The organism is Sphingobium sp. YBL2, from assembly GCF_000943805.1.
Classification (GTDB): Bacteria; Pseudomonadota; Alphaproteobacteria; order Sphingomonadales; family Sphingomonadaceae; genus Sphingobium; species Sphingobium fuliginis.
Genome location: NZ_CP010954.1, coordinates 3604477 through 3627702 on the forward strand (window position 1 = coordinate 3604477; position 23226 = coordinate 3627702).

At 66.3% G+C, this 23226-nt stretch carries 18 protein-coding genes and 2 tRNA genes; 6 read left to right on the plus strand and 14 right to left on the minus strand.

Annotated elements, in window-relative coordinates; translation table 11 throughout:
- Nucleotides 1–136: 136 nt before the first annotated feature.
- Nucleotides 137–2341: a PQQ-dependent dehydrogenase, methanol/ethanol family gene (locus tag TZ53_RS16610; protein WP_082166230.1), complete on the plus strand. Its 2205-nt coding sequence runs from the start codon at nt 137–139 to the stop codon at nt 2339–2341.
- Nucleotides 2342–2441: 100 nt separating this feature from the next.
- Here TZ53_RS16610 and TZ53_RS16615 read toward each other — a convergent pair.
- From TZ53_RS16615 to moaA, 4 genes are all read right to left on the minus strand, one after another.
- Nucleotides 2442–2516: transfer RNA gene (locus tag TZ53_RS16615), tRNA-Asn, on the minus strand.
- Between the two features lie 182 nt (nt 2517–2698).
- A tRNA-Asn gene (locus TZ53_RS16620) sits at nt 2699–2773 on the minus strand.
- Between the two features lie 78 nt (nt 2774–2851).
- Nucleotides 2852–3628 (minus strand): NAD kinase, encoded by a 777-nt coding sequence (locus TZ53_RS16625; RefSeq protein ID WP_025550952.1) that lies wholly within the window; start codon nt 3626–3628, stop codon nt 2852–2854.
- Nucleotides 3625–4635, minus strand: coding sequence for a GTP 3',8-cyclase MoaA (gene moaA, locus TZ53_RS16630; protein WP_044662001.1), 1011 nt, complete (start codon nt 4633–4635; stop codon nt 3625–3627). Before moaA ends, TZ53_RS16625 begins: the two co-directional genes overlap by 4 nt.
- Nucleotides 4636–4729: 94 nt before the next feature.
- Between moaA and TZ53_RS16635 the strand changes: the two genes are divergently transcribed.
- The gene (locus tag TZ53_RS16635; RefSeq protein ID WP_044662002.1) at nt 4730–6766 is read left to right on the plus strand and encodes a putative bifunctional diguanylate cyclase/phosphodiesterase; all 2037 of its coding nucleotides are present in this window, start codon (nt 4730–4732) and stop codon (nt 6764–6766) included.
- Here the strand turns inward: TZ53_RS16635 and TZ53_RS16640 are convergent.
- The 4 genes from TZ53_RS16640 to TZ53_RS16655 all read right to left on the minus strand — a co-directional run bounded on the left by TZ53_RS16640 (nt 6755) and on the right by TZ53_RS16655 (nt 11850).
- Entirely contained in the window at nt 6755–7501 is a 747-nt protein-coding gene (locus tag TZ53_RS16640) for a TorF family putative porin (protein ID WP_044662003.1), read from the minus strand. The two genes, TZ53_RS16635 and TZ53_RS16640, sit on opposite strands and share 12 nt — an antisense overlap.
- Entirely contained in the window at nt 7488–7898 is a 411-nt protein-coding gene (locus TZ53_RS16645; protein WP_044662004.1) for a hypothetical protein, read from the minus strand. The genes TZ53_RS16640 and TZ53_RS16645 overlap by 14 nt, the downstream gene beginning before the upstream one ends.
- Nucleotides 7899–8006: 108 nt before the next feature.
- A complete protein-coding gene (gene mfd, locus TZ53_RS16650; protein WP_044662005.1) occupies nt 8007–11471 on the minus strand; it encodes a transcription-repair coupling factor in 3465 nt (1154 codons plus the stop codon).
- 109 nt (nt 11472–11580) lie between these two features.
- Entirely contained in the window at nt 11581–11850 is a 270-nt protein-coding gene (locus TZ53_RS16655) for an FAD assembly factor SdhE (RefSeq protein ID WP_044662006.1), read from the minus strand.
- A gap of 85 nt (nt 11851–11935) precedes the next feature.
- Here TZ53_RS16655 and recG point away from each other — a divergent pair, with 85 nt between their 5' ends.
- Both recG and TZ53_RS16665 read left to right on the plus strand, forming a co-directional pair.
- The gene (gene recG, locus TZ53_RS16660) at nt 11936–13999 is read left to right on the plus strand and encodes an ATP-dependent DNA helicase RecG (RefSeq protein ID WP_044662007.1); all 2064 of its coding nucleotides are present in this window, start codon (nt 11936–11938) and stop codon (nt 13997–13999) included.
- A gap of 147 nt (nt 14000–14146) precedes the next feature.
- Nucleotides 14147–15238, plus strand: coding sequence for a mechanosensitive ion channel family protein (locus tag TZ53_RS16665; protein WP_025549036.1), 1092 nt, complete (start codon nt 14147–14149; stop codon nt 15236–15238).
- Here TZ53_RS16665 and TZ53_RS16670 read toward each other — a convergent pair.
- Nucleotides 15210–15563 carry a PilZ domain-containing protein gene (locus TZ53_RS16670; RefSeq protein WP_044662008.1) on the minus strand — a complete coding sequence of 118 codons (354 nt, stop codon included), beginning with the start codon at nt 15561–15563 and terminating at the stop codon, nt 15210–15212. The genes TZ53_RS16665 and TZ53_RS16670 overlap by 29 nt on opposite strands.
- Nucleotides 15564–15639: 76 nt before the next feature.
- The gene (gene tyrS / locus TZ53_RS16675) at nt 15640–16857 is read right to left on the minus strand and encodes a tyrosine--tRNA ligase (RefSeq protein ID WP_025549038.1); all 1218 of its coding nucleotides are present in this window, start codon (nt 16855–16857) and stop codon (nt 15640–15642) included.
- A gap of 53 nt (nt 16858–16910) precedes the next feature.
- Here tyrS and TZ53_RS16680 point away from each other — a divergent pair, with 53 nt between their 5' ends.
- Nucleotides 16911–17999 carry an anhydro-N-acetylmuramic acid kinase gene (locus TZ53_RS16680; RefSeq protein ID WP_044662009.1) on the plus strand — a complete coding sequence of 363 codons (1089 nt, stop codon included), beginning with the start codon at nt 16911–16913 and terminating at the stop codon, nt 17997–17999.
- A gap of 58 nt (nt 18000–18057) precedes the next feature.
- Here the strand turns inward: TZ53_RS16680 and TZ53_RS16685 are convergent, their stop codons facing one another.
- Nucleotides 18058–19233, minus strand: a complete 1176-nt coding sequence (locus TZ53_RS16685) for a vWA domain-containing protein (RefSeq protein ID WP_044662010.1) — start codon at nt 19231–19233, stop codon at nt 18058–18060.
- A 138-nt stretch (nt 19234–19371) separates the two neighbouring features.
- Between TZ53_RS16685 and TZ53_RS16690 the strand changes: the two genes are divergently transcribed.
- Nucleotides 19372–20736, plus strand: coding sequence for a methyl-accepting chemotaxis protein (locus tag TZ53_RS16690; protein ID WP_172668327.1), 1365 nt, complete (start codon nt 19372–19374; stop codon nt 20734–20736).
- Between the two features lie 9 nt (nt 20737–20745).
- On the opposite strand, the gene TZ53_RS16695 is transcribed toward TZ53_RS16690, so the two are convergent.
- The 3 genes from TZ53_RS16695 to TZ53_RS16705 all read right to left on the minus strand — a co-directional run bounded on the left by TZ53_RS16695 (nt 20746) and on the right by TZ53_RS16705 (nt 23160).
- The gene (locus TZ53_RS16695; protein ID WP_044662012.1) at nt 20746–21768 is read right to left on the minus strand and encodes a hypothetical protein; all 1023 of its coding nucleotides are present in this window, start codon (nt 21766–21768) and stop codon (nt 20746–20748) included.
- 94 nt (nt 21769–21862) lie between these two features.
- On the minus strand, nt 21863–22276 hold the full coding sequence (locus TZ53_RS16700; RefSeq protein ID WP_025549045.1) for a GFA family protein: 414 nt from the start codon (nt 22274–22276) through the stop codon (nt 21863–21865).
- A 38-nt stretch (nt 22277–22314) separates the two neighbouring features.
- Complete coding sequence (locus tag TZ53_RS16705; protein ID WP_044662013.1) at nt 22315–23160, minus strand: AAA family ATPase; 846 nt, start codon at nt 23158–23160, stop codon at nt 22315–22317.
- Nucleotides 23161–23226: the final 66 nt, after the last annotated feature.

The following is a 23226-nucleotide window of genomic DNA, read 5'->3' on the forward strand; positions in this document are numbered from 1 at the left end:
AAAGTGACTTCCAGTAAAAAAGTCGATTTAATATTGTATGGTGGATAATGTGGCATATGATCGCGTCGGTGACAACTGCCGCCGAGTCCGGCGGATGCGGGGCGGGAAAACCCGGCCGGTGGGAGGGGGGAAGATCATGAGCGGACCCAATCATGTCGATCGAGGCCAGCGGAGCCCGGAAGGCGGCAGGCCTGCCATGACCGGCATTGCCGCCGGGCTGTGCAGGCGTCTTCTCGCCCCTTCCCTCGTGGCTGCGATGACGATCGGCCTTGCCGCCTGCCGCGGTCCGGCAGAGCCTTCCGTCGGCGGCAGTTCAGCGGACTGGGCGCATTATGGCGGGACGCAGGACGAGATGCGCTTCAGCCGGCTGGAGGAGATCAACGACGGCAATGTCGCGTCGCTGGGCCTTGCCTGGTCGCTCGATCTGGAGGGGGAGCATCAGCTGGAGGCGACGCCGCTGGCGGTCGGCGGCACGCTCTATTTCACCGGTCAGGACGCATCGGTCTATGCGGTCGATGCGCGGACCGGAAAGCGGCTCTGGCGCTGGGACTCACGGGAATGGGCGCTGCGCCCGCAGACCATGCACTATATCTTCTCGGTCAACCGAGGCGCCGCCTATTGGCAGGGCAAGGTCTATGTCGGCACACGCGACGGCCGGCTGGTGGCTCTGGACAGCCGAACCGGCCGCCCCATCTGGTCGCGGCAGACGGTGGCGGAGGATTCCTTTCAGTTCATCACGGGCGCTCCCCGCGTGTTCAATGGCAAGGTGATCATCGGCAATGGCGGCGGGGACTGGGCCGCCCGAGGCTATGTCACGGCCTATGACGCGAACAGCGGCAGGCAATTGTGGCGTTTCTACACCGTGCCGGGCGATCCGGCGAAGCCGTTCGAGCAGCCGGCGCTGGCGATGGCCGCGAAAAGCTGGACCGGGCAATGGTGGAAATGGGGCGGGGGCGGCACCGTCTGGGACGGCATCACCTATGACGCGGAGATGAACCGCATCTATATCGGCGCAGGCAATTCGGGCCCCTATAATCCGCGCCTGCGCACGCCCGGCGGCGGCGACAATCTCTTCCTCGCCTCCATCGTCGCGCTGGATGCCGATACGGGCCGCTATATCTGGCATTATCAGGTCAATCCGCAGGAAGCATGGGATTACAAGGCGGCAGCCCAGATGACGCTAGCGCGGCTCGACATCGACGGGAAACCGCGGCGCGTGTTGATGCAGGCGCCGACCAACGGCTTCTTCTATGTGATCGACCGCGACAGCGGGAAGCTGATTTCGGCCGAGAAGATCGGCAAGGTCAACTGGGCCGATCGGATCGACGTGAAATCCGGCCGGCCTGTGGAGGTGCCCAATGTCCGGTATGAAAAGGGGCCGATAACCATCTGGCCGGGCCCGCAGGGCGCGCATAATTGGCAGTCCATGGCCTATAATCCGGATACGGGGCTGGTTTATATACCCTATATGCAGCTTGGCGCCGTCTATGAGGAAGACAAGGCCTTTCTGGAGAGGGTGAAGGCGAACGGCGGCGAGCCGATATTCGGCGTTTCGGGCGCTGGCACGCATTTTTCGATCCATGCCGATCCGAACGACCAGCGCGACGGCAAGGGCGAACTCATCGCCTGGGACCCCGTGGCGCAGAAGGCCCGGTGGAAGGTCCAGTATGACAGCCTGTGGAACGGCGGCACGATGACCACGCGGGGCAACCTCGTCTTCCAGGGCGATGCCGACGGGATATTGCACGGATATGATGCCCGCACCGGCAAGCAACTGTGGCGTTTCAACGCGGGGCTGGGGATCATCGCGCCGCCGATCACCTATGAAGTGGGCGGCAGGCAGTATCTCTCGCTGCTGGTCGGCTATGGCGGCGGCGTGGCGATGCTGGGCCGGTATGCGGATCGCGGCTGGAAATATAATGCGCAGCCCCGGCGTCTGCTGACCTTCGCCCTGGGGGGCAAGGCACGGCTCCCGAAGACGGCGCCCGCGGATTTTCAGGTTCGCGCGGTGGACGATCCGAAGCTGGTTCTGGATGAAGCCGCGGTCAAGCGCGGCGCCAAGCTCTATGGAGCGAACATGTGTCACGCCTGCCATGGCGCGGGCCTCAACAATACCGGCGTTCCCGGGCCGGACCTTCGGGAATCGGGCGTGGCGCTGGATTACCAGGCCTTCTCGCAGCTTCTGTCGGAAGGGCCGCTCATGGAGCGGGGCATGCCCCGCTTCGAAACCCTCTCCGATGCGGACAAGCGCGCGCTGTGGAGCTATATCCGGGCAGGAGCGCGCGTGTCGCTCGGCAAGCGCAAGGCGAACGACGCGCCGGTCAAGGCAACCGCATTCTGATGGCATGATGATGGGCGGAAACGGCCGGGGGACATGCTTTTACGCCCGAATGGAGCGGAATGTTCCTCTGGTTTCGCGAAGCCGATCCGGTGTGAAAGACTGGCTCCCCGAGTAGGATTCGAACCTACGGCCATTCGATTAACAGTCGAATGCTCTACCGCTGAGCTATCGGGGAGCGGCCCGGCTTGCGCCGGGCAGGCCGCGCATATGCAGCGGCTTTGGCGAAATGGCAAGGGCCGGAACCGCCGCCAGTCCGAAAAAAATGCCTGAATGGCCCGACGCGCGCGGGGCATGAGCCAAGGCGTGTCAATCTGCCTGAATAAGGGAGGTTTTCCGGTGCCGCCGCAGGATGGAAAGTGGCTCCCCGAGTAGGATTCGAACCTACGGCCATTCGATTAACAGTCGAATGCTCTACCGCTGAGCTATCGGGGAGCAACCCGGCTTCCGCTGGGCAGGCCGCGCCTATAGCAGCGGATTTCCGGCAATGGCAAGCGCCAAATGACGGAATTTTCACGCGATGAACTGTTCGGCCGCGATCCGGTCGTCCAGCGTATGTTCGGGGTCGAACAGCAAGGTCAGCGGGGTCGCGCGATCGATCTTCACCTCGACCTGCGCGACGTCGCGCACTTCGCGCTGGTCGGCAACGGCGCTGACCGGGCGCTTCACGGGATCGAGCACCGTGAACTGGATCGCCGTATTTTCCGGCAGGATCGCACCGCGCCAGCGCCGGGGGCGGAAGGGGCTGATCGGCGTCAGCGCCACCAGCGCCGATCCGAGCGGCAGGATCGGTCCATGCGCCGAGAGATTATAGGCCGTCGATCCGGCCGGCGTCGCCACCAGCACGCCATCGCACACCAGTTCGGGCAGGACGGTGCGGTCGTTGACCTTCACCTCCAGCTTGGCGGTCTGACGCGTTTCGCGCAGCAGCGAGACTTCGTTGATGGCGGGGATGGAGAAACGCTCCCCATCCACGGTGTCGACGACCATGCGCAGCGGATTGACCTTGAACGGCTTGGCCGCCTCTATCCGCTGTTCCAGCCGTTCGAGCCGCCATTCGTTCATCAGGAAGCCGACCGTGCCCAGGTTCATGCCGAACACCGGCAGGATTCGCCGCCCCTCCAGCATGGAGTGCAGCGTCTGGAGCATGAAGCCGTCGCCGCCCAGTGCGATGATCATGTCCGCCTGCTCCACGGGCACGAAATCATAGGCGGCGCGCAGCCTTTCCTCCGCCGCCTTGGCCGCCGGACTGGGGGACGCGACCAGAGCGCGCCGGACGTCGTCGGTCATCCGCCGGTCACGCTCATATGCCGCCGCACCGCCGGCGCGGCATCGGCGCCGATGCGGAAATCATGCGCCGCCGGCTTCAGCCGCAGGGCGCGGTCGATCAGCGGCTCCACCGCGGGCAGGCCGCCCTGGCGGAAGGCGGCCTTCAGGTCGACATGATCCTCATGGCCCAGGCACATGAAGATCTTGCCTTCGCAGGTCATGCGCATGCGGTTGCAGTCGGCGCAGAAATTATGGGTGAGCGGCGTGATCAGTCCCAGCCGCGCCTTCAACCCCTCGACCGCATGATAGCGCGCGGGGCCGCCGGTGCGATGCGGGACCGGCGTCAGCGCGTGATGCCGGCGGATCGAATCGGCCACCTGCGTCAGCGGCAGATAATGATCCGTCCGGTCTTCCCCGGTTTCGCCCAGCGGCATGGTCTCGATCAGCGTCAGGTCGAACCCCCGCGCATCGCACCAGTGCAGCATCGGCAGGATCTCGTCCTCATTGATGCCCTTGAGCGCGACCATGTTGATCTTGACCGACAGGCCGGCGGCCCGCGCTGCCTCCAGCCCTTCGAACACCGGCCGGATGTCGCCGTTCCGCGTGACATGGGCGAAACGTTCAGGGTCAAGGCTGTCCAGGCTGACATTGATGCGCCGGACGCCCGCATCCGCAAGCGCCTGCGCATGATGCGCGAGCCGCGTGCCGTTGGTGGTGAGCGTCAGTTCGTCGAGGCCCGCGCCCACATGCCGGCCGATGCGCCGGACGAGGTCGACGATGTCGCGCCGCACCAGCGGTTCGCCGCCGGTCAGCCTGATCCTGCGCACGCCCCGGGCGATGAAGAGATCGGCCAGCAGCGCGATCTCCTCCAGCGTCAGGACCTGATCCCTGGGAAGGAAGGTCATCCGCTCCGCCATGCAATAGCGGCAGCGCAGGTCGCACCGGTCCGTCACCGAAATCCGCAAATAGCTGATCCGGCGGCCGAGTGCATCGGTCAGGACCGTGCGCCCAAGATCGGCCATCTCCATATATGCTAGCTAGGCGATGGACCTGCCCCGTGCAAGCGTCACCGGTTGCGGCAGCGTAAACAGGACGCTAACCGATGGGGTCTAGGAAGGGGCGATGAACCGTCCCGAGGAGCATCATGTGAGCGGCGAGACCGCACTGGACGGACAGCGCAGCCTCTTCATTCTGTCGCCGGGGGACCGCGACGGACTGTCGCAGCAGGTGCGGACGGCCGGCTGGCGCGCCATCGCCGCCCGTCGCGCGACCGATGCGGCGCAGCGCTTCCTGCACAGCGATGCCCAGATCGCCCTGGTCGACATGCGCGGCGCGCGCGATGGCGAGGCCGGCCTGATCACGTCGCTGGCGCCCGCGGTGGATGCGGGTGGGGGTGCGCTCATCGCGCTGGTCGACGCTCTCGACATGGCCGCCGTGCCCGGATTGCTGGAGGCGGGGGCGACGCATTTCCTTGCCGTGCCCTTCACGCCGGTCGAGCTGCGCGCGACGCTGGCTTCGGCGCAGCGGCTGGTCGACCGGCTCGTTGGCGGGACGACGCACAGCCGGCGCGCCCAGCGCATCCGGCGCGGGGATGCGCTGTACTGGGAAAGGGACGGGGACCGCATCCGCCTCAGCGACAATCTTGCGCGCCATCTTGGCCTTGAGCGGCAGAGCGTCGATCCGGCCGCCTTCATCCGCCGCCTGCCGCGATCGGAGCGCCGCTCGGTGATCGCCGCCCTCCGCGGCATGATGCGTTCCGGGCGTCCGGAGGCCTTCGCCCATGCCGCGCCGGGCCGTCCGGGCGACCGGCTGGTCCATCATCTGCGGCTGATCGACGGGGTGGTGGCGGCGGATGTGGAATGGCTGTCCGACGCGCATGGCCATGATGCGACCGGCCGCGACGACCTGACCGGGCTGCGCTCGCGTCAGGCGGCGCTCGACTGGCTGGAACGGCGGCAGGGGCTGGCGACGACGGTGCTGCTGCTGTCGATCAGCCAGTTCGACCGGATGAACGCCGCCTATGGCCAGGTGGTGGGCGACGCGCTGCTGGGCCGGATCGCCCGCCGCATAGAGCGCATGACCGTCGACATGGCGGTCGGCGCGATGGTCGCGCGCATCGCCGGGACGGAATTCCTGATCGGCCTGACGGGCGAAGCGGCGACGGCGGAGAAGGCGACCTTCCTGGCCCGGCAACTGATCGGCGCCATCGGCCGTCCGTTCAGCGCGGGCGACCATCTGATCCGCCTGACGGCGCGTTGCGGCATTGCCCAGTCGCGTCCGGACGACGACGCAACCCGGCTGATCCGCCGCGCCGGCACCGCTCTGGCCGACGCCAGGGTCGGGGGAGGGGAGGGCATCCGCATCTTTTCTTCGGAAAAGCGCAGCCGACAGGTGGATGCCGACCAGTTGGAAACCGACCTGCGCCTCGCCTTGCATCGCGGGGAGATCGGCATATTGTTCCAGCCGCAATATCCGGTCGGGGGCGAGCATATGATCGGGGTCGAGGCGCTGGCGCGCTGGAACCACCCGCAATATGGCGCTCTGGGGGCGGGGATGCTGTTCGCCACGGCGGAGCGTTCCGACTACATGCTGCCGCTTTCGGCGCATATTCAGGCCGAAGCGCTGCGGCAGGCCGCCGCCTGGCCGCGCGCGCTGTCGCACCTGCGCCTGTCGATCAACGTCACGGCGGAGGACATCGCCCAGCCCGGCTTCATGCCGCAGTTCCTGAACCTGGTGGACATGAGCGGCTTTCCCCGGTCGCGCCTGACGGTGGAGATCACCGAGAGCGGCCTGATCGAGGATGTGGACAATGCCACCGCCTTGCTGACGGCGCTGCGGGCCGAAGGGCTGGCGGTGGCGGTGGACGATTTCGGCACCGGCTATTCCAGCCTTGCCTATCTCAAGAGCCTGCCGCTCGATTATCTGAAGATCGACAGCGGGCTGGCGCAGGACATTGCGGGGACCGCCCGCGACAGGATCATCGTGCGGGGCGTCATCCACATGGCGAAGTCGCTGGGCCTGCGCGTCATTGCCGAAGGGGTGGAGACCGAGCAGCAGCTCGATCTCCTCACCCGTGAAGGTTGCGACTATTATCAGGGTTTCCTGCGTTCGGCGGGCGTTTCCTCCGCCGATCTGGTGGCGCTGGCGCTAAAGGCCTAACCCCACCCGTCCGATCAGGCTTGCCCCCGCATGGCGGCCTCCGGGGCCTGCGATGCCGCTGTCGGCATAGCGCAGGCCGGCGAACCAGCGGCCCTTCATATAATCGACGCCGATCCCATGGTCCCAATAGGCGCCGTCCGGGCGCAGTCGCGCGGCGCGGGCCGTGTTGCGCGCATCGCCCGAAGACCGGCCGATCCGCGCGGAGACGGTGAGGGGCGTGCCCGGCAACCCCATCGCCGCCGACGCGGACAGATAGAGATTGTCCCCGCCGATGGACGGCTGCCTGGGGGCATAGCTGCCGTTGACGTCGATGCTGGCCGGCCCGATCAGGAAAGCCGCGCCAGCGCCGATTTCGCCATAGCCCTGTCCGGAACTTCCGGGGAAAAGGTGATAGCGGCCTTCGGCGGAAAGCCGCCATCCGCCGATCTGCCGTGCATAGGCCGCCCCCAGGTCGACGACGGCATCGGCTCCGCCATGCCGGGCGCTGCCCCATAGCGAGGCGGCGGCGCCGTCGAGGCTCAGCCCGTCAGCCACGGGCACGGACAGCGTACCACGCAGCACCGGGTCGCCCTCGCTCCAGCTCAGGCCCCGGCGCCGCTCGTCGCTTGCGACCTCGACCGTGGCCGACACGCCGTCGGCATATTGCGCGAAGGCGGGGCCAGCGCCGACGCCAGCCAGGAAGGCGCTGGCCAGAATGGCGCAGGCCAGCGCCGCCCCGTTTTCAGTTGGAGGCAAGATTGCGGACGGCATCAAGCTCGGCCAGTAGCGGCGCGTGGTCCACCTGTGCAACCGCGATCAGATGTTCGCGGATTGCGCCTTCATAACGGGCCAGATTGCGTTCGCCCGACTGGCGGCCGGGCGTGCAGGCGCCATGCTCGCTGCCGGAAAACTGTCTGTCGCTGGAAACCGTGCGGCTGAGCGCCGGTCCATGGCTGAGCGCCCGGTCGACCAATATGGTGGCGGTCCACTGGCACCGTTGCATGTCGGCTCGGTTCGGGGTCCGGGCGCCGATGGTTCTGGTGCGGAACTCGGCGCGGGCGCTGTAGGTCGCCTCGACAGGCTTTCCGCCATGGTCGATCTGCACGCTGTGCGTGGCCGCTGCCGCGGCCAGGGCAATAAGAGTCAAACTCATGTCATTCTCCTGCTTGGCGCCGGACTTTGCTGTCCGGTCGCCAGAGCGGGATTTAGGTTGCGACTGTTGCTGGCTGTTGTCCGAGGGATGACAAAGGGGTGCTGGCGTTCAGGCCGCCGCCTTCGCCAGCCCCTTGGAAAGCTGCAGCGCGCCGTTGAGCCGCGCCGCCGGATCGGCCCAGGCCCGGTTCACCACCACCTTGCTGTCGGGCCGCAGCCGCGCCACGCCGTTCAGCCGCTGGATATAGGCGACCAGCCCCTCGGGCCGGGGGAAGCGGTCCTCGAAGAAGCTGACCAGCGCGCCCTTCGGTCCGACATCGATTTTCGCGATATTGGCGGCGACGCAATTCTGCTTGATCTCGATGATCTTGAACAGGTTCTGCGTCGGCGCGGGCAGCTTGCCGAACCGGTCGATGAGTTCGGCGGCGAACGCCTCCAGCCCCTGCCGGTCCTCGACTTCGTTGAGGCGTCGATAGAGCCCCATGCGCAGGTCGAGGTCGGGCACATAATCCTCCGGAATGAGGATCGGCGCGTCCACGGTGATCTGCGGCGAGAAGCTCTCGCGCGCCTTCTCCAGCCCCGCGCCGCCGGCCTTCGCCTCCAGTATCGCGTCCTCCAGCATCGACTGGTAGAGTTCGAACCCGACCTCCTTGATATGGCCGGACTGCTCGTCGCCCACCAGATTGCCCGCGCCGCGTATGTCGAGGTCGTGGCTGGCAAGCTGGAACCCCGCGCCCAGCGTATCCAGGTCGGACAGCACCTTCAGCCGCTTTTCCGCCGTTTCGGTGATCACCCGGTTGGCGGGCGTGGTGAAATAGGCATAGGCGCGCGCCTTCGCCCGCCCGACCCGCCCGCGAAGCTGGTAGAGCTGCGCCAGGCCGAAGCGGTCCGCCCGATGGATGATGAGCGTGTTGGCGGACGGAATGTCGAGCCCGCTTTCGACGATGGTGGTCGAGAGCAGCACGTCGTAGCGCTTGTCGTAGAAGGCCGACATGCGTTCCTCCACCTCCGTCGCGCTCATCTGGCCATGGGCGACCACCGGCCGCACTTCGGGCACTTCGGTGCGGAGAAATTCCTCGATCTCCGTCAGGTCGGAAATGCGCGGCACGACGAAGAAGCTCTGGCCGCCCCGATAATGTTCGCGCAGCAGCGCCTCGCGGATCACGACCCCGTCCCACGGCATGATGTAGGTCCGCACCGCCAGGCGATCCACCGGCGGCGTCTGGATGACCGACAGTTCGCGCAGGCCCGACATCGCCATCTGCAAGGTGCGCGGGATGGGCGTCGCCGTCAGCGTCAGCACGTGGACGTCGGTCTTGAGCGACTTCAGCCGTTCCTTGTGGGTCACGCCGAACCGCTGTTCCTCGTCCACGATGACAAGGCCCAGCCGCTTGAACTCCAGCCCCTTGGCCAGCAGCGCATGGGTGCCCACCACGATGTCGACGGTCCCGTCGGCAAGGCCGGCCTTCACCGCCTTCGCCTCCTTGTCCGGCACCAGCCGGGACAGGCGGCCGATCTTCACCGGGAAACCCCGGAAACGCTCCTCGAAATTCATGTGATGCTGCCGGGCGAGCAGGGTGGTCGGGCAGATCACCACCACCTGCATCCCCGCCATCGCCGCGACGAAGGCGGCGCGCAGCGCGACCTCCGTCTTGCCGAAGCCGACATCGCCGCAGACCAGCCGGTCCATCGGCCTGCCAGCGCCCAGATCCTCGATCACGTCGCCGATCGCCCGGTCCTGATCGTCGGTTTCCTGATAGGGGAAGCGGTCGACGAAGGCGGGATAGCCCGCGCTGTCGGGTTCCGCCACGGTCGCGGGCCGCAGGGCACGCTCCGCCGCGGTCTTGAGCAGTTCGCCCGCAATCTCCCGGATGCGTTCCTTCATCCGCGCCTTGCGCCGCTGCCAGGCCTCCCCGCCCAGCCTGTCCAGGCTGACGCCCTCGCTTTCGGAGCCGTAGCGGGAGAGAACCTCCAGATTCTCGACCGGCACATAGAGCTTGTCGCCGCCCGCATATTCCAGCGCGACGCAATCATGCGCCGCCTTGGCGACGGGAATCTGGGTCAGCCCTTCATAGCGGCCGATGCCATGGTCCATGTGCACGACCAGATCGCCCGGCGAGAGCGTCGCCAGTTCGGCCAGGAAAGCGTCCGCGCTCTTCTTGCGCTTGGCCCGCCGCACGAGCCGGTCGCCCAGCATGTCCTGTTCGGTCAGCACCGCCACGTCGGGCGCGGTGAAGCCATGGTCGAGCGGCAGGACGGTCAGCACCGTGCTGCCCCCGGCCGCGATGCCCAGCGCCTCCTGCCAGCTGTCCGCCGCCGCGATCCGCTTCAGCCCATGGTCGGCCAGCAATCCGGACAGCCGTTCCCGCGCGCCGCCCGAATAGCTGGCGATGACCACCTTCTTCTTCGCCCGCTGGAGCGCAGCGATATGTTTGCTCACCGCCTCATAGACATTGGCGTTCTGCGCCCGCTCCGGCGCGAAGTCGCGTGGGCCATCCACGGCGAAGTCGAGGACGGAGGCGGTTTCCGGTTCATGGAAGGGGGTGGTGGCGTGCATCGGCCAGTCCCGCGCCAAAGCGGCCCATTCCTCCGCCTCCAGATAGAGGGCCCTGGGCTCCAGCGGCCGATAGGCGCCGGGATCGGAGGATTTCGCCGCGGCGCGGTTCGCATGATAGTCCCTGATCGCCTCGAACCGCGCCTCCGCCGCGCCCGCGACGCCATGGTCCAGCAGGATCAGGCTGTCGTCGCCCAGATGGTCGGTCAGGGGCACCAGCCGTTCCTCGAACAGCGGCAGCCAATGTTCCATGCCCTGCAGGCGGCGCCCGTCGCTCACCGCCTGATAGAGCGGGTCGCCGGTGGCCGTGGCGCCGAAAATTTCGCGATAGCGGCCGCGGAAGCGCTTGATCGTCTCCTCGTCCAGCAAGGCCTCCGACGCGGGGAGCAGGGTGAAGCCCTCGACGCTCCCGCTCGTCCGCTGGTCGGCGGGATCGAAGCGACGCACCGTCTCTATCTCGTCCCCGAAGAAATCGAGCCTGAGCGGCTGTTCCTCGCCGCCGGGGAACAGGTCGACAATGCCGCCGCGTATGGCGAACTCGCCCCGGTCATGCACGGTGTCGGTGCGCACATAGCCATTGGCCTGCAGCATGTCGGCCAGCCGCGAGATGGCGATCCGTTCCTTGGGCGCGAGTTTCGCCACCAGTTGCCGCACGCGGAACGGCGTCAGCGTGCGCTGGGTGAGGGCGTTGAGCGTGGTGAGGACGAGTTGCGGTCCCTGCGGCCTCCCTTGCAGGGCGTAGAGGCCCGCCAGCCGCGCCGCGGCGGTGCGCAGCGAAGGGCTGGCCCGATCATAGGGCAGGCAGTCCCAGGCCGGGATTTCGACGATCTCGATCTCCGGCGCGAAATAATGCGCCGTATCCGCCACGGCGCGCATCAGCTGCTCGTCGGGGGCGACGAACAGGGTGCGGGACGGGGCGGCGCGCGCGATGTCCGCCAGCAGCCAGGGCTGGAAACCGGCCGGCACGCCGGAAAGGGTCATCGGGGCGGAGGCTTTGAGGATTTTCTGGAGATCGGTCATTTCTTGCTTTGTCATTCCCGCGAAGGCGGGATGCGTTTCCCGGCCCGGCGTGTGGATGCTCCGTCAGGAGATGAATCCCCGCCTTCGCGGGGATGACGGCGTAGGGCGTCTATTTCTTCCCGATCTCCACGAAATCCATCTTCACGAACCTGTCCCACATCGGCCCGCGCCATTGTTCCGGCAGCGGCAGCGTGCCGAGGGCCCAGGCCATGATGTCGGCATCCTGTTCCTCGATAAAGCGTTCGAACCAATCCAGTTCCTCTTCGCCCCATTCGGCATGGTAGCGATCGAAAAATCCCCCCACCGCCAGGTCCGCTTCCTTGATGCCGCGATGCCAGGCCCGGAATTGCAGGCGGCGGATGCGGGGGTCTTCGTTCACAATTTGTTCCTTGCGCGAGCATGGCGAAATTACCGATCGGATGTTTGCGCATCGTCCCGGCTGGGCTAGACGCATGCAGATAGCCATGCGACCCGATATCCTCAACCCACTCTTCACCGAAATCGAAGCGCTGAAAGGCGTCGGCCCAACATTGGCAAAACCGCTGGAGCGGCTGGGCCTGGCGCGCGCCGTCGACGTTGCCTTCCATCTTCCGGTCAGCTTCATCGACCGCCGCATGGTGGACGAGCTGATCCTGGGCGATTCAGGCCGGGTCATCGGCATCACGCTGACGCCCACCGATTATCGCGCGTCCGGCAGCGCCCGCGCGCCGTTCCGCGTGATCGCGCAGGACCGGCACGGGAACAGCGTCGCGCTGGTCTATTTCGGCCGCAACAGCGCCTGGCCGCGCAAGCTGCTGCCGCTGGGCGAAGCGAAGTTCGTCTCCGGCAAGCTGGAGGCCCATGGCGACAATCTGCAGATCGTGCATCCCGACCATGTCCTTCCGCCGGAGGAAGCCGTCACCATTCCCGCGCGCGAGCCGGTCTATGGCCTGTCCGAAGGGTTGACCAACAATCGCCTGCGCGACCTGGTGGCGCAGGCGCTGGCCCGCGCCCCCGAACTGCCCGAATGGATCGAACCCAGCCTGCTCGCCCGCAAGGGCTGGCCCGGATGGCGGGAGGCCCTGCATCGCATCCATGCCGATCCCACGGACGCGCTGGCCCGCGAGCGGCTCGCCTATGACGAGATATTCGCCGGGCAGCTTGCGCTGATGCTGGTGCGCCAGTCGTCCCGCAGGCGCCGGGGCGTGCCCGTTGCCGGAGACGGCCGGTTGCGCGCCATGCTCAAGCTGCCCTTTGCGCCGACCGGCGCGCAGAGCCGCGCCTTCATGGAAATAGAGGGCGACATGGCCCAGCCCGTGCCCATGCTGCGCCTGTTGCAGGGCGATGTGGGGTCGGGCAAGACGCTGGTCGCGCTGATGGCGCTGCTCAACACGGTCGAGGCGGGGGCGCAGGGCGCGCTGCTGGCGCCGACCGAAATCCTTGCCCGCCAGCATTATGAAACGCTGCGCCGGATGGCGTCGGGCCTGCCGGTGAATATCGCCATCCTGACCGGGCGCGAAAAGGGCAAGGCGCGCGAATCCACCCTCATGGGACTGGCGGACGGGAGCATCGACATATTGGTCGGCACCCACGCCATCTTCCAGGATGCGGTGCGATACAAGAACCTCGCCCTGGCGGTGATCGACGAGCAGCATCGCTTCGGCGTCGCGCAGCGCATGATGCTGGCGGCCAAGGCGGAGCGTGCGCCGCACCTGCTGGTGATGACCGCCACGCCGATCCCGCGCACGCTGACGCTCACTTATTATGGCGAGATGGACGTGTCCCGCCTGGACGAGATGCCGCCGGGTCGGCAGCCGATCCAGACCGTCGTCATGTCCTCCGGGCGTCTGGACGAAGTGGTGGAGGCGCTGGCCCGCCATGTGGAGGGCGGGGGGCAGGCCTATTGGGTCTGCCCGCTGGTCGAGGAAAGCGAGAATAGCGACCTTGCCGCCGCCGAGGCGCGGGCGGAGACGCTGCGGATGCGCTTCGGCGAGCGCGTCGCCATCGTGCACGGCAGGATGAAGGGGCCGGAGAAGGACGCCGCGATGGAAGCCTTCGCCTCCGCCCGGGCGAAGATATTGGTGGCGACCACCGTGATCGAGGTCGGCGTCGACGTTCCCAACAGCAACCTCATCATCATCGAAGGGGCCGACCGCTTCGGCCTGGCGCAGCTTCACCAGTTGCGTGGCCGGGTGGGGCGGGGGCAGAACCAGTCGGTCTGCATCCTGCTGCGCGGCAATGCGCTGAGCGAGACCGCCAGGGCGCGGCTGGCCCTGATGCGGGAAACCAATGACGGTTTCCGCATAGCCGAGGAAGACCTGCGCCTGCGGGGCGCGGGTGAGATATTGGGCACGCGCCAGTCGGGCGAGCAGCAGTTGAAGCTGGCCACGCCGGAGCATCTCTCCGCCCTGCTCGATCCCGCGCGCGACGACGCGCATCTGCTGATCGACCGCGATGGGGGACTGAGCGAGGCGCGAGGGCAGGCGGCCAGAACCTGCCTCTATCTTTTCGAGCGCGACGCGGCGGTGGGTCTGCTGCGCAGCGGGTAGGATCGCTGCCTGTTCTGGCGAGGCGGGAACCCGGTGCCGGCGGTCGTGCGACCGGGCGGCGTTTCCCTCGCAGGGTCGGCACGCATCGTGGAAGCAACGGCCTGCCGCACCTGCGAAACCATCCCGCGGCCCTGTCGTTGCAGGACCATGCAATCCGACATCAGCCTGCACCATGTCACGTCGATGGCAGCGATCTCGATCGGCCTGTCGGTCGCCGTCGCCTTCCTGCTCCATTGGCTGGTCTATTGGCTGGCGACCCGCATCGTGCGGCGGATGCGGATAGAGCCGGTGATCCTTCCCGCCCTCTATCACCCCAGCCGCTGGCTGATCGTTCTCATGACGCTGGCCGCGGGCATCCAGCCGCTGACCTTCAGCCCGAATGTGGAGGCGATCTGGTCCATCGGGTCGAAAATGCTGTTCATCCTGCTGATGGGCTGGCTGATCTTTTCCCTGATGCGGGCGGGGCGCATCATCCTGGAGCGCCGCAGCGACATCAGCGTGGAGGATAATCTGAAGGCGCGGCGGCAGCATACCCGCATCCGCATCCTCTACCGCGTGACGCAGTTCATCGTCGGCTTCCTGATCGTCTCGCTGATGCTGATCGCCATTCCCGGCGTGCGGAGCGTCGGGGTTACGCTGATGGCGTCGGCGGGGCTGGCCGGGCTGGCGGTCGGCGCGGCGGCGCAGCCCGCGCTCAAGAACCTGATCGCCGGCATCCAGATGGCCTTTTCAGAACCGATCCGGCTGGACGATGTCGTGATCGTCGAGGGCGAGTGGGGCCGGATCGAGGACATCAAGCTGACCTATGTCGTCATCCGCATCTGGGACGACCGGCGGATGATCGTGCCGGTGTCCTATTTCCTGGAAAAGCCGTTCCAGAACTGGACGACGAAAACCTCCGACCTGCTCGGCACCGTATTCCTTTACGTCGATCCTGCCGCCGACATAGAGGCGATCCGGGCGAAATTCATCGAGGCGGTCAAGGCCAACAGCCGCTGGGATGGGCGGGTCGCGATATTGCAGGTCACCGACCAGCGCGCCGATGCGCTGGAGCTGCGCGGCCTGCTGAGCGCCCGCAACGCCGGCATAGCCTTCGACCTGCGCTGCGAGGTGCGGGAGGCGATGATGAATTTCCTGCGCACGCAAATGCCGCAGGCGCTGGTCCGTTCGCGCCAGCGGCTGGAGGCGGGGGATGATCTTGGGAAGGCGTTTACCAGGCCGTCTGCCGTGGCGGAATGAGGGACAGCATCGCGTCATAGACATGCGGTTCGATCCGCTTCAGGAACTCGACGCCGATCCGCCCATCTTCCGACCAGCGCACGTCCCCGGCATGGTCCTTCACCACCGGCAGCCATATCGTCACCCGTTCGCCCATGGCCAACGGCGCATCCGTCCGGCACATCAATCCCAGGGCGGAGATGTTGATGATCCGCGCGCCATGGGTTCGCCCCTGCGCGGTGATATGGCTGACCATATCGACCAGATCCCGCTGCACGCGTCGCTGGTTGGCGGCGGGGTCCCGCGACTGGTTCAGATGGGACAGGCTTGCGAACACCGAAGGCATGCCCGCAGGATAAGATAAGGAAGGTGGCCTATTCCTTACCTTCCATGGTTAAGGCGCGCTGCACGCTCTTTCGATTTCAGGCGGTTACCAGCCCGTGCTTCTTCGCGCCGAAGCTGACCTTGTCCCCCGCCTTCAGGGGCAGGGCGGGGTCGTTCACCACCTCTCCATTGACGCGGATGGCGCCTTCCGCCAGCTTCCGCCGCACTTCCTTGTTGGAGGCGGCAAAGCCCAGCGCGGCGGTGCCCTGCACGATGTTCAGCCCGTCCGCGCCAAGGCTGACGGTCGGCAGATTGGCATCGGAGGCGCCCTCCTCGAAAGTCCGGCGGGCCGTCTCCGCGGCGGCGGCGGCGGCATCGGCGCCGCGGCAGAGCGCCGTCGCCTCGTTCGCCAGGACCTTCTTCGCCTCGTTGATCTCCGCGCCCTGCAGGGCGGCCAGCCGCTCCACCTCGTCCATCGGCAGGTCGGTGAACAGCCGCAGCCGGCTGGCGACGTCGGCATCGGCCGTGTTGCGCCAGAACTGCCAGTAATCATAGCTGGAAAGCTGGTCCTCGTTGAGCCACACCGCGCCGCCCACGGTCTTGCCCATCTTGGTGCCGTCGGCATTGGTGAGCAGCGGTGTCGTCAGCCCGAACACCTGCGTGCCGTCCACCCGTCGCGCCAGTTCGACGCCGTTGACGATATTGCCCCACTGGTCCGATCCGCCCATCTGCAACCGGCAGGCCGAACGGCGCGACAGTTCCAGAAAGTCATAGGCCTGGAGGATCATATAGTTGAATTCCAGGAAGCTCAGCGACTGTTCCCGGTCCAGCCGCAGCTTCACCGAATCGAAGCTCAGCATCCGGTTGACCGAGAAATGCTGGCCGATGTCGCGCAGGAAAGGGATATATTCCAGTCGGTCCAGCCAATCCGCATTGTCGACCATGATCGCGTCGGTCGGTCCGTCGCCGAATGTCAGGAACCGTTCGAACACGCGCTTGATGCTGCCGACATTCTGCGCGATGGCGTCGGTGGTCAGCAGCTTGCGCGCTTCGTCCTTGAAGCTGGGATCGCCGATCTTGCCGGTGCCGCCGCCCATCAGGACGATGGGCTTGTGCCCGGCCTTCTGCAACTGCCGCAGCATCATGATCGACACCAGATGGCCCACATGCAGCGAGGGCGCCGTGGGATCGAAGCCGATATAGCCCGGCACGACCTGCCTGGCGGCCAGGGCGTCCAGACCCTCCGCATCGGTCAACTGGTGGATATAGCCGCGCGCTTCGAGCAGGCGGAGCAGATCGGACTGGTAGTTGCTCATGGCGCGGCCCTGTAGCATTGAGAGGAATAACGTAAAAGAGGCAGGATCATTCGATGCTCGCAATAGGCCTGATGTCGGGCACATCCCGCGACGGCATAGACGCCGCGCTGATTGAGACCGATGGCGAGGGCGCCAGCAAGGGCATCGCTTTCCATGCCATGCCCTATGGCGAGGGCTTCCGCCTTCGCCTGGCCGAAGCCTGCGGGCGCGCCATGGCGATGGACAGGCCGGGGTTCGAACCGCTCATCCACGCGGTCGAGGAAGAACTGACCGAGCTTCATGTCGAGGCGGTGTCGGACCTGCTGGCCCGCAGCGGCCATGTCACGCAGGACGTCGCCGTCATCGGCTTCCACGGCCATACCGTGGCGCATCGCCCCGAATGGCGCTGGACCTGGCAGATCGGGGACGGCGCCGCCCTGGCGGGGGCCTTCGGCATTCCCGTCGTCGCGGACCTGCGCAGCGCCGATGTCGCGGCGGGCGGACAGGGCGCTCCGCTGCTCCCCGTCTATCACCGCGCCCTGGCCCATGATCTGGCGAAACCCGTTGCGGTGCTGAACCTGGGCGGGGTCGCCAACATCACCGCCATCGCCGCCGACGGGGAAATCGTCGCCTTCGATACCGGCATGGCGAGCGGCCTCATCGATAATTGGATGCAGAGCCATGGCGACCGGAGCTTTGATGAAAACGGCGCGACGGCGGCCGGCGGCCGGGTGGATGAAGATCGGCTGGCGCACATGCTGGCCGATCCCTGGTTCGCCGTCCCTCCGCCCAAGAGCATAGACCGCGAGGCCTTCACCATCGATGCCGTGCGCGGGCTGCCGTTGGCGGATGGCGCCGCGACGCTGACGGCCTTTTCCGCCGCGGCGGTCTCGCGCGGGCTAGGGCATCTCGCGGAGCGGCCCAAGCGCATCTATGTCGCGGGTGGCGGGCGCCACAATGCAACGCTGATGCGCATGCTGGGCGATTATACCGGCGCGGAGGTCCGGCCGGTGGACGACCTCGGATGGGACGGGGACGCCCTGGAGGCGCAGGGTTTCGCCTATATGGCTGTCCGCCATATGAAGGGCCTGCCGATCAGTTTCCCCGGCACGACCGGCGCGCCGCGGCCGATGACGGGGGGCGTGCTCTTCGAACCGGCATGATATTTCCCTGACCCCCTCCCGCCTGCGGAGGGAGGAATATCGCTGAATCGGCCCGGGTTCACCGCTTGCGCGTCAGTTCCCGCATGGCGTCGTCAATCCCCTCGATCGTCAGGGGATACATGCGGCCATTCATGATTTCGCGGATCATCCTGGTCGACTGGCTATAGCCCCAATGCGCTTCCTGCGCGGGGTTCAGCCACACGGCGGCCGGATAGGTGTGCAGCACGCGGCTCAGCCAGGTTGCGCCCGGTTCCTCGTTCATATGTTCGACCGAACCGCCGGGATGGCTGATCTCATAGGGGCTCATCGCCGCGTCCCCGACGAAGATCACCTTATAGTCATGCCCATATTTGTGGAGGATGTCCCAGGTCGGCGTCCGCTCCGAAAAGCGGCGGCGGTTGTCCTTCCACACCCCTTCGTAGAGGCAGTTGTGGAAGTAGAAGAATTCCATATTCTTGAATTCGCTCGTCGCTGCCGAGAACAGCTCCTCGCAAAGCGTGATGAACGGGTCCATCGATCCGCCCACGTCCAGGAACAGGAGCAGCTTCACCGCATTGTGCCGCTCCGGCCGCATGCGGATGTCGAGCCAGCCCTGCCGCGCGGTTCCCCGGATCGTTTCGTCCAGGTCGAGCTCGTCCGCCGCCCCCTCCCGCGCGAAGCGCCGCAGCCGCCGCAGCGCGACCTTGATGTTGCGGGTGCCCAGTTCCTTCTGATTGTCCAGATTGGCGAATTCGCGCTTTTCCCACACCTTGATGGCGCGCTTGTGCCGGCTCTCGCCGCCGATCCGCACCCCCTCCGGATTATAGCCGCCATGGCCGAAGGGCGAGGTGCCGCCGGTGCCGATCCATTTATTGCCGCCCTGATGACGCCCCTTCTGCTCGTCCAGCCGCTTCTTCAGCGTCTCCATGATCTCGTCCCAGCTTCCCAGCGACCTGATCTTCTCCATCTCCTGCGGACTGAGGAATTTCTCCGCCACCAGCCGCAGCCATTCCTCGGGAATGTCCGCTTCGACCCCTTCGCTGCCCAGCACGCCCTTGAAGACGCGGGCGAACACCTGGTCGAAACGGTCGATCAGCCCCTCATCCTTCACATAGGTGGCGCGGGCGAGATAATAGAAATCCTCCGGCCGCTGCCCGATGACGTCCCGGTCCAGCGCCTCCAGCAGCAGCAGATGTTCCTTTATGCCGGCGGGAATGCCGGCAGCGCGCAGCGCGTCGAGAAAGTTGAGCATCATGACGGCCCCCTTGTCCGCCAGCTTGCCCGATCATGCAAGCGCGGGGCGTTGTCGGAATGTTAAGTGTTGCAATGCATCGTTAACAAGGCAGTATCCATATCGGGCGGAATAGGGCGGCGATCATTGGAAAACGGGGATTTGTTGACCGACCTGGGGGAAAGATCGGGCGACATCGCATTGCAATGCAGCGAAACGGCGGGTTTCCTGGGGGAACTGACCCGCCGCATCCAGGCGGATTCGGCGCATCTGGGGGAATTGCAGTCGACGATGGAGGCGCTGGCGGTCAGCCAGAATGAAAGCGTGCTCGCGGCGCAGGAACTCAGCCTTACGGCGCGTCGGGCGGGGCAGATCATCGCGCAGGGGCATGAGGCGATCGGACGTTCCCTGGGCCAGATCACGGAACTGATCGAGAATGTGACCGGACTGGAAGGGCATCTGCGTCAGTTCCTGGACGTCATCGAGACGGTCGGCGATATTTCGGGGCAACTGGGCGCGATCGCCCGCCAGACCCGCCTTCTGGGCGTGAACGCCGCGATCGAGGCGGCCCGCGGCGGCGAGGCGACGCAGGGCTTTGCCGTGGTGGCGGACGAGATCCGGCGGCTGGCCGGGCAGGCCGGCGAGTCCGCCGCGTCCGTGGGCGACAAGCTGGGCCAGCTGGACCGCGATGCCCGGCAACTGATTGGCGGGGTGGAGGCCAATATCCTGCGCGGCCGCGAAGTCGGTTCGCATATCGATACGCTGCGGGTCAGCATGGCCGAGATCGCTTCGCTGGTGACGCAGTTCGGGGACCGGTCTGAAACGATCGTCACCTGCACGGACGAGGCCGATGGCGACGTCGCGGCCCTGCGTCAGGGACTTGCCCGCTTCAGCCAGTCGGCGACGGAAAGCGCGACCCGCGTCGAAACCGCGCGCGGCCACCTGGAAGGGCTGGAGGGGATGGCGAACGCCATGCTCAACCGGGCGGCGCATAGCGGCCATGTCACGCGCAACAGCCGCTATATCGCCCTGGCCGAAGAAGGCGCGGAGGAGATTCAGGCGCTGATCGAGCGGGCGCTGGCGGAGGGGGAACTGGACATGGGCAGCCTGTTCGATACCGCCTACCGGCCGCTGCCCGGTTCCGACCCGATGCAATATGAAAATGGCTTCACCGCCTTTGCCGACCGCTGCGTGCAGCCCTTGCTCGACCGGCGGACCGCGCAGGACAGCGCCATCGTCGGCTGCTGCCTGATCGACATGAACGGCTATCTGCCGACGCATATCAGCGCGCGCAGCCAGCCGCAGCGGCCCGGCCAGACGCGCTGGAACATGGAACATGCCCGCAACCGGCAGATATTCATGGACAGCCAGACCCGCCGCGCGCTGGACGGCGATGGGGATTTCTTCCTGTTCACCTACCGCCAGGATCTGGGCGAGGGGCGTTATCGGGCGTTGCGCAGCGTGTTCGTGCCGCTGATGTTCAGCGGACGGCGCTGGGGGCTTTATGAGGTCGGCTATCTGATCTGATCGCCCCTCTCAGCGCAGCTTCACGCCAGCCGTCCGTACCGTCACCTCGCCATTGGCGGCATAGTCGGCGGTCGCGCCGGCCTGGGCCGTCTGAGGGTCCTTTCCGTCCAGGATCTGGGCGATCTGGCGGGCGCTCGGCACCTTGTCATAGACGCCGTAGAGGTCAGTCTGACCCACGGAATGGATGGAGAGCCGATAGCCGTCCTTCGCGGGATCGAACGCGACCATGGTGCCTGCGTCGTCCACCGGCACGATGATCGCGCCATCTGCGGCGCCGGCCTGCTGGAGAATGTCGTAGCTGCCCTCGGCGGTGTCGACCTTGCCCCTTATGCAGAGCGGTTCCTGCCCTTCGCGCGGCAGGGAAATATCGGCGGGCGCGGACGTAGTTTGCGCAGTGAGGCGGGCGTCGCCGCCTTCATTGGCGGGGCAGGCGGCCAGTCGAGCGGGCCTGGTCGCATGGATCGAGGATGCATCATCGAACTGAAGACCCGCCAGCATGCCGTCCAGCCCGGCCAGCACTTCCTTCCGTCGTTCCGTCGGCCCGGTGACGCGGAGCTTCACCAGCCATCGCCCGGCGTGCAGGAAAGCCGCAGCCGTGGTGAGCGCGCCGTCGGCGGCATCGTCATAGACGGCGCGGATGGCGCCATTGGCATGTCCGCCCACCGCGACGCTGGAATAAGCGGTGCGGCGCGTCCTTGCTCCGAAACGCTCCGTCACGGCCTTGTCCGTCATATAGGCGGCGAGCGAGGCGTCGGCATAGCTGGGCAGATAGACATAGAGCGTCGCCTGGACCGCGCCGTCTTCGGACAGATATTGCGCGTAATTGTCGATGCCCTTGCCGCCGTTGGAAACCTCCCCGCTCTTGGCGAGCGACAGGCCGGCCACGCTTTGCGGCATGCCGATCCCCGCGGCGTCGGCGCGCAGGGCGGTGGCGGTCGGTGTCCAGGCTTCCCGTTCCTCGGCCGCGCGCGCGAACGCAGGCGCTGACAAGGCCAGCACCGCCGATAAAAGGGACAACGCACGCTTGGGCATTGGCATCCTTCCCTAAATTCATGGCCGTCTTTTCGCGGCTTTGAATGTCAGGAGGAAAGTTGAGCCGAAATGCACCGGCTGCGCAAGCGGCCTTTTAGCTTACAGGGGGCATTTGTGCCGGATAATGGGGCAGATCAGGGTCCAGATGCGCCCAGGCGGGCGCCGCGTCGGTCCAGATGACGGCCTGAGGGGCCAGAAGATCGGGATCGTCAAGCGCTCCGGCGCGGACGAATGTCAGGTGCGGACGCGATTCGGCCAGGCTGAACAGCGGCGTGCCGCATTCGGGGCAGAAGCCGCGCCGCATCGCATTGCCGCTGTCGGCTACGCTGTGGTGCCAGCGCAGGTCGCCGGTGACCGTCAGCTTGTCGGAAGGGAAGCAGACATTCACCGTGCCCGATCCGCCGCCCAGATATTGGCAGAGCCGGCACCAGCACATGCGCGCCGCCAGGGGTTCCGCATCGATGCTGATCCGCACCTGTCCGCACAGGCATCCGGCTTGATGAGTCATGGTTCGCGGCCTTTCGTTGAGCGGGGGTGGAGTGGTCCCTATCGCCCCTGCCGCCGGGCCATGAAGGCGAGCCGTTCGAACATCATGATGTCCTGCTCATTCTTGAGCAGCGCGCCGTGCAGCGGCGGGATCGCCTTGGTGGGATCGCGGTCCTGCAATATGTCGAGCGGCATGTCCTCCGCCAGGATCAGCTTCAGCCAGTCGAGCAGTTCGCTGGTGGACGGCTTCTTCTTGAGGCCGGGCACCTCCCGGATTTCGTAGAATATTTCGAGAGCGCGGTTGACCAATATCTTCTGGATGCCGGGGAAATGCACGTCGATGATGGCCTGCATCGTCTCCCGGTCGGGAAATTTGATATAGTGGAAGAAGCAGCGGCGCAGGAAGGCGTCGGGCAGTTCCTTCTCGTTATTGGAGGTGATGACGACCACGGGCCGTTCCTTCGCCGCCACGGTCTCCCCCGTTTCATAGACATGGAAGGCCATGCGATCGAGTTCCTGCAACAGGTCGTTGGGGAATTCTATGTCGGCCTTGTCGATCTCATCGATCAGCAGGACCGGCAGGGTGGGGGAGGTGAATGCCTCCCACAGCTTGCCCTTGCGGATGTAATTGCCGATGTCGTGAACGCGCGGATCGCCCAGCTGGCCGTCGCGCAGGCGGGCGACGGCGTCATATTCATAAAGTCCCTGATGCGCCTTGGTCGTCGACTTGACGTTCCATTCGATCAGCGGAGCGTCCAGCGCCTTGGCGATTTCCTGCGCCAGCACGGTCTTGCCGGTGCCCGGCTCCCCCTTCACCAGCAGCGGACGGCGAAGCAGCACCGCGGCGTTGACGGCGACCTTCAGATCATCGGTGGCGACATAATCCCGCGTGCCTTCAAACCGCATGTTCCTGCTTCTCATCCTGCCTGTGTCGGGCCAACTATGGCAAAGCAGGGGAGGAGCGCAAAGCCT